The sequence below is a fragment of the Novacetimonas hansenii JCM 7643 genome (assembly GCF_000964405.1).
GTDB classification, from domain to species: Bacteria; Pseudomonadota; Alphaproteobacteria; order Acetobacterales; family Acetobacteraceae; genus Novacetimonas; species Novacetimonas hansenii.
On sequence record NZ_BANE01000130.1, the window covers coordinates 1 to 6312 of the forward strand.

At 57.6% G+C, this 6312-nt stretch carries 3 protein-coding genes; 1 reads left to right on the top strand and 2 read right to left on the bottom strand.

The window, feature by feature from the left end; all coding sequences use genetic code 11:
- Positions 1 to 71: 71 nt before the first annotated feature.
- Positions 72 to 1064 carry a DMT family transporter gene (locus B7G66_RS09975; RefSeq protein WP_003619282.1) on the bottom strand — a complete coding sequence of 331 codons (993 nt, stop codon included), beginning with the start codon at positions 1062 to 1064 and terminating at the stop codon, positions 72 to 74.
- Between the two features lie 261 nt (positions 1065 to 1325).
- On the opposite strand from B7G66_RS09975, the gene B7G66_RS09980 reads away from it, so the two are divergent.
- A complete protein-coding gene (locus B7G66_RS09980) occupies positions 1326 to 4523 on the top strand; it encodes an Eco57I restriction-modification methylase domain-containing protein (protein WP_159107962.1) in 3198 nt (1065 codons plus the stop codon).
- Positions 4524 to 4956: 433 nt separating this feature from the next.
- Here the strand turns inward: B7G66_RS09980 and B7G66_RS09985 are convergent, their stop codons facing one another.
- Positions 4957 to 5919, bottom strand: a complete 963-nt coding sequence (locus B7G66_RS09985) for a D-2-hydroxyacid dehydrogenase (protein ID WP_003619285.1) — start codon at positions 5917 to 5919, stop codon at positions 4957 to 4959.
- Positions 5920 to 6312 lie beyond the last annotated feature (393 nt).

The window sequence follows — 6312 nt, forward strand, 5'->3', positions numbered from 1 at the left end:
TTCGAAGCTTTTTGGAAAAAGCTTCACCAAAAACCTTTATCATTTCATGATCTTATCTTGAACCAACCCGATCAGGTGGAGAGGCGCGACGTATCATGGCGGGCATGCTCCCTGTTGCGCGATGGCGGTGCGTGCGCGAAGGTGCAGAAGACGACACTCAGCACAAGAAAGATGACGGCACCTGCCTCCATCACGGTGGGCCATCGTCCTGTCCACAGGCAGCCATAGAGCAGCGCGAACAGGGTTTCTCCTACCGCCATCTGCCCGCTGAGCGTCATGGGAAGGAGGCGGCAGGTGCGATTCCAGAAAATCCCGCCCAGCAGTGATGACACCAGTGCAATACCGGTGCCAAGCGCAATGAACCACACCCATTGAGATGGCGTATGCGATGCCGCGCCATGGCAGGCGAACGGGATGAGGAACAGCGCCTCGGCCCCTGTGGCAACCCCGGTCAGCAGGCCCCATTCCTCCGCACTGGTATCAGGAAGCCGCCTGAGCCAGCGTGCATTCGAAATGGCAAAGATGCTCCATGATGCCAGTCCGCCGACAGCACATATGAAACCTGTAAGGTGGGCGGTGTCGAAACCTGCCTGCGTGTCAGGTGCATACAGGGCCTGTACGGCGGTCAGGCTGATCCCCATCAGCATCAGCAGCATGGATGGCACAAGTCGGCGCAGGTCCAGCCCATCGCCTTCACGCGTGCCCAGCACCCCGACAATTACCGGCAGGAAACCTGTGACGATGGAGGTGATGTTGATACCGCAGAGCCCGACCGCTGTTGCGATCAGGATGTAATAGCCAAGATTGCCAGTCAGCCCCAGCCACAGCAGGGCGGGGCGTCCCCCACGCGGGATGCGCGCGGCAAGGCGACCCGCGCGTGGCAGCAGCAGCGCCACGGAAAAGACCCCGTACATAACGTAGCGTACCGTTGCCAGTTGCAGCGCCGTGAAATCCGGCATCATGGCCGGTGCGACGAACACCAGGCCCCAGCAGGCCCCGGCGGCCACGCCATTGCCCAGGCCAGCCAGCAGGGAAGAAGGAGACCCGGCGCGTAAACTGTTCATGTCCGTCCTGTTTCAGGTGTCTATGGTCAGTATGGAATAGTGCAGGCGACATGGAAATGCCACGGCCATGCATCATGTTGTGGCGGCGGTTGGGCCTCTGACGCTGATGGGTGCATGGACGGGTTTCGGCCTTGCCTCCACGCCGGTGAAAGGCGATGAAAGTTTGTCCTCAGATGCTCTCTTTACAGGAATAAGATGCCATCCCGATCGGAGCCCATATATATTTCCTCCTCCAGGTCGGGGACGGAGGATGCCTTCCCTTTGGGCGCTCCTGATAAAGTGGAAGGACAGGCGACCGGGGGCATCCCGCCGCAGGGGGAAGCATGCCTGCGTGCCGGGGTCAGGGCGGCCCTGCTTGCACTTGGGCAGGGAGTACTCGATGCCAATGCGGATATCCGTGACGCGGTTGGGGCGGATGATCCCATATTGTCGCGTCTGTTTGACGAACTGCTTCGGGTGGTTTGTCGCCTTGCATTCCTTGCGGGGATGGAGGCGCGTGGCCTGCTGCATCATGTAGAGGGGGATGCAGGGCGTTATTTTTCATACTGGCTGGCGCGGGCCTGCGCACCGGACGGGGCGACGGATGACAGGGTTTGGGAAAGCCTGCGCCGTGTCCTTGCCGCAATGGATGTTGGTGATCCTGAGCGCGGGATTCCGGCATTGGGGGCGTGGGTGGATCCGGTGGGGATGCCTATGCTGATGTCCGCACGGATTGGGGATCAGGCATGCCTGTGTGCAATTCGTCACCTCGGCTTTATTGGCGGCGAAGCGCATGCATCGCTTCGGGTTGACTGGTGCCGTGTTGGCAGCGGGGATCTTGCGACCGTGTATGAAAGCCTGCTGGAAATACGGCCCGGTAGTGTCGGCGGGCTATTCACGCTTGATGATGCCGGGCGCGGTAACGATCGCCGGACATCGGGAAGTTACTATACACCTGACAGCCTTGTTCAATCCCTGCTCGACAGTACGCTCGATCCCGTCATGGACCGGGCCGAGGCGTCCGGCGGGGCGGCGGCCCTGCTTGCGCTGCGGGTGATTGACCCGGCCTGTGGTGGGGGGCACTTCCTGCTTGCTGCCGCACGGCGCATGGCCATGCGTATCGTGCGCCACCATGCCCCGAAGGGGGGAGAATATCGCACCATCCTGCGTGATGTGGTGGCGCGTTGTATATATGGGGTCGATTGCAATCCCATGGCGGTGGAACTGACGCGCATGGCATTATGGATCGAAACGGGCATCCCCGGACGTCCTTTGTGCTTTCTGGCGGCGAATATCCTGTGTGGGAATGCGTTGCTTGGCGTGGCTGATGTGGCGGTGCTCCAGCAGGGGGTGCCAGATACGGCCTATCGTGTAATGGGCAATGATGATCCCGCCATCGTCCGTCGTTGCCTGCAGCGCAACCAGCGCGCAAAGTCTGAATTGCCCCCACCAGACGTTCTGCCGCTTCATGCCCCTTTTGTGGCGGGCCTGTCCGGCCTGCGGGAAATGGCGGAGGATACGGTGCATGAAGTCGCGCGAAAGCAGCAGTATTTCGAGGACTGGTGGTCTTTCGTGTCCTGTTCTGCCCTTGGCCGGGCCTGTGACATGTATGTCGCGGCGTTCATGCTGCCCCGCCCCGTGGGCGGCACCGCCGACATGGTGCCTACGACGGCGCAGATATGGGCGCGGCTGTCGGGTGATCCTCCCCCCGCCGGGTATGAGGACGCGGCCATTCGCATTGCACGCGGGGCACGCGTATTGCACTGGTCACTGGCCTTTGCCGACATCATGGGGGGGCATGAGGGATTTGACGTCGTGATCGGCAACCCCCCGTGGGAGGTGATGCAACTGGAGGAGGAAGAGTATTTCGGGTCACGCCTGTCCGAGATATCCATCCTGAAGGGGGCGGCGCGCAAGGCTGCGATTTCAGCACTCAGCACAGTGCGACCCGACCTTTTCGCGCAGTTTGCCCATGCGCGGCGACATAGCGAGGCGATGGGTATTTTCGTACGTGCCAGCGGTCGCTTTCCCCTTGCCGGGCGGGGCAAGGGAAATACCTACGCGCTTTTTACCGAACTGTTCCTCTTTCTTGTACGGCGTGAGGGGCGGGCAGGGCTGGTGGTACCGACCGGCATTGCGACCGATGCCACGACTGCGCCACTGCTGGGGCATCTGGTGGGGGAAAGGCGATTGGCGCGCCTGATGGATTTTGAAAACAGCGCACCGCTGTTTCCCGGGGTTCATCGCAGTTTTAAATTCTGCCTGTTGACGATTGGTAACGCGATTATGGAAACGGAATTCGCCTGTTGCCTGACCGATACGCAACAGTGCCACGACATGCGGCGCTGCTTTTCTCTGTCGGCAGAAGAAATCGCGCGGATCAATCCCAATACGCGGACGATGCCTGTTTTCCGTTCACGCATGGATGCCGCCTTGACCACCGCGATTTATGCCCATGTCCCCGTTTTCGTGCATGAGTCCGATGGACCAGCCGGGAATCCATGGGGGGTAGAGTTCCGTCAGGGCCTGTTCAACATGACAAGTGACAGCCGCCTGTTCCGCACTGCGGCCCAGTTGGCGGGGGGAGGCTGGCGACGCAGGGGGGTGAACTGGGTCCATCCTGCCTCAAGGGCAAAGGATGCGGCGGAAGATGGACATGCAGGACGTTATGTCCCGCTGTACGAGGCCAAGATGGGGTATTTTTATGACCACAGGCATGCGGGTTACGGCGCGCGCAAAGGGGAGCGTGGCCATCGCGTCCTGCCGCAGACCGGGTTGCGTGAACATCGTAATCCTGCATTCGAGATCACGCCCCATTACTGGGTTCCGCAGGCAGAGGTCGTGCGCAAGGTCGGGAATATAGCCGATACACCGGTATTTTTCGGATTTCGCAACATCATGTCCCCCACGAACGGGCGCACCTTCATCTGTAATCTATTACCGCCATGGGGGGTGGGGAACAGCATGACCCTGCTGTCGCCCCGCATGGGATGGGCCGACCCGCGGGCAGCCTGCCTGGTTGCCAATTTGTCGTCGTTGCCATTTGATTTTATCTGTCGGCAGAAAGCGGGGGGGGTTAACCTGAATTTCTTTATCGTGCGACAGCTTCCCGTGCTGCCCCCTGATTTTTATGGTACGGATGATGTGGCATTCATTGCGTCGCGGGTGCTGGAACTGACCTATACCACCGAGACCATGGCCCTGTTCGCGCGGGGTATGGGGTATGGGGGGGCACCTTTTGCATGGGATGTGGCACGACGCGCATTGCTTCGCGCGGAACTCGATGCATGGTACGCGCGTGCTTATGGCCTGGATCGCAGGCAACTGGAATATATTCTCGATCCCCACGATGTCATGGGGACCGATTATCCATCACAGACGTTCAGGGTACTGCGCAAGCACGAAATGGCCACTTATGGCGAATACCGTACCCGTCGCCTTGTGCTGGCGGCCTATGACCGGCTGGAATGTAAAAATTAAAAAGAATTGAAAGACATTGACTATTTAACAGGGCGTCGGATTGGAGTTGAAATGGATATTATATAACTGATGAAAACATATTTATTTTTTCATTGAAATTCTATGGTTATTCATAATTCACGCAATGCCGTTACGTAAAAAATCCCAATCCGACAACCTGTCAGAGGCTGTTTGAAAAGTCAGGATTAATAACATCCTGAAATTATAAAGGTTTTTGGTGAAGATTTTTCTAAAAATCTTCAGAAGACATCACATTTTTCAAAAAAGTCGGTACTTAAAAAATCTGGATATTTTTAAAATTAAGTCGTGCTTTTGGAATTTTCAAAAACACTCGCCAGACATTTCATTGTTTCTGCGGAGTTCTGGTCCTGCCTTTTCAACCGATCCCTTATTCAACGGATCGGTTGAAAACAGGCATCCCGTAGATCAGGTTTCAGATGATCTGGTTTGTCATGACGCCACCGGTTTCGAGTGCTGCAAGATTCTTCATCAGGATATCGACGACATTGCGTTCATAAAACTGGGTCTCCCCCGCCGTATGCCCGGTCATTACCAGATTGGGGCGCGACCACAGCGCGGAAGACGATGGCAAGGGTTCCTCGTCATAGGTGTCAAGTGCCGCACCGGCGATCCGGCCCGCATCAAGCGCCTCTATCAGGGCTGTTTCCTCCACCACCGGGCCGCGCGCCACGTTCACCAGGCAGGCATCGTGTTTCATCGCGCCAAATGCGGCGGCGTTGATGAGGTGGCGCGTCTGCGCGGTGAGCGGGCATGTCAGGATGACGTAATCCGCCACCTTCAGGCCGGAATGCAGGTCATCCATGGCGATCTGCTCTACCCCCGCAACGTCGAGGGGACGTACGCTGTGGCGTGCGCCACTGACCTTCATGCCCAGTGCAAGGCACAGGCGCGCGACACGATCGCCGATCGTGCCCATGCCAACGATCAGTACATGCTTTTCCGACAGTTCCTGAAGGCGTGGGCGCGGATCAGTGCCTGTCGTTGACCAGTGGCGGAGTTTCTGGTTGTCGCGTGCTTCGTAAAGGCGTCGCGCAAGGTTGAGCATCAGGGCCAGCGCATGTTCTGCAACCGCATTGGCGTTGACGCCACGGGCGTTGCACAGTCGGATACCGCGTTTCTTCAGGCGGTCCAGGTCGAACTGATCCACGCCGGAACTGATGGACTGGATCAGGCGCAGCCGGGGCGCCATGTCCAGCAACTCGTTCCGCCAGAGCATGGAAGTCACAAGCACTTCGGCCTGGGGAATGATCGCCTTGAGGTCATCCAGGGTGGACACCTGCGTACAGGCCGGTGCGCCGGGCCGTTTTTCCAGTTCCTGGCGAATATCGTAATATGCGTGCGCCGCGTAGATGTGCTGTATCTTGTCCTGGGGCATGGCGTGTTGACAGATTCCACGATTGGGATGGGTGTCAGCGCATATATGGTCAGGTTCAGGCCGCCAGCACCCCTCCGGGAAAGGGATGTATACATTATGATGCTATAATGACGGGCCGTCTTGTTCAATACAGAAACCGGCAGGGGGCGATGCCGGTGCTATGCAGAAGCAGAATAACGAACGTATTTTTATAAGGTATTGATAAAAATAAACATTCTGATGTCGCCTTTTGAAGGGCGACATCTTTGCGAAGTTTTTTTAAGAAGTTTTCCCCGTGAAACACGGGACCATAGCATTATCGGGTCGGATGATGCTGTTCATGTCTCAGAGATTGTTTGAAAACAGATCATTGATAAAAAACAGGAAAAGTTTCTGGGTGCCGCCTTTTTTCAG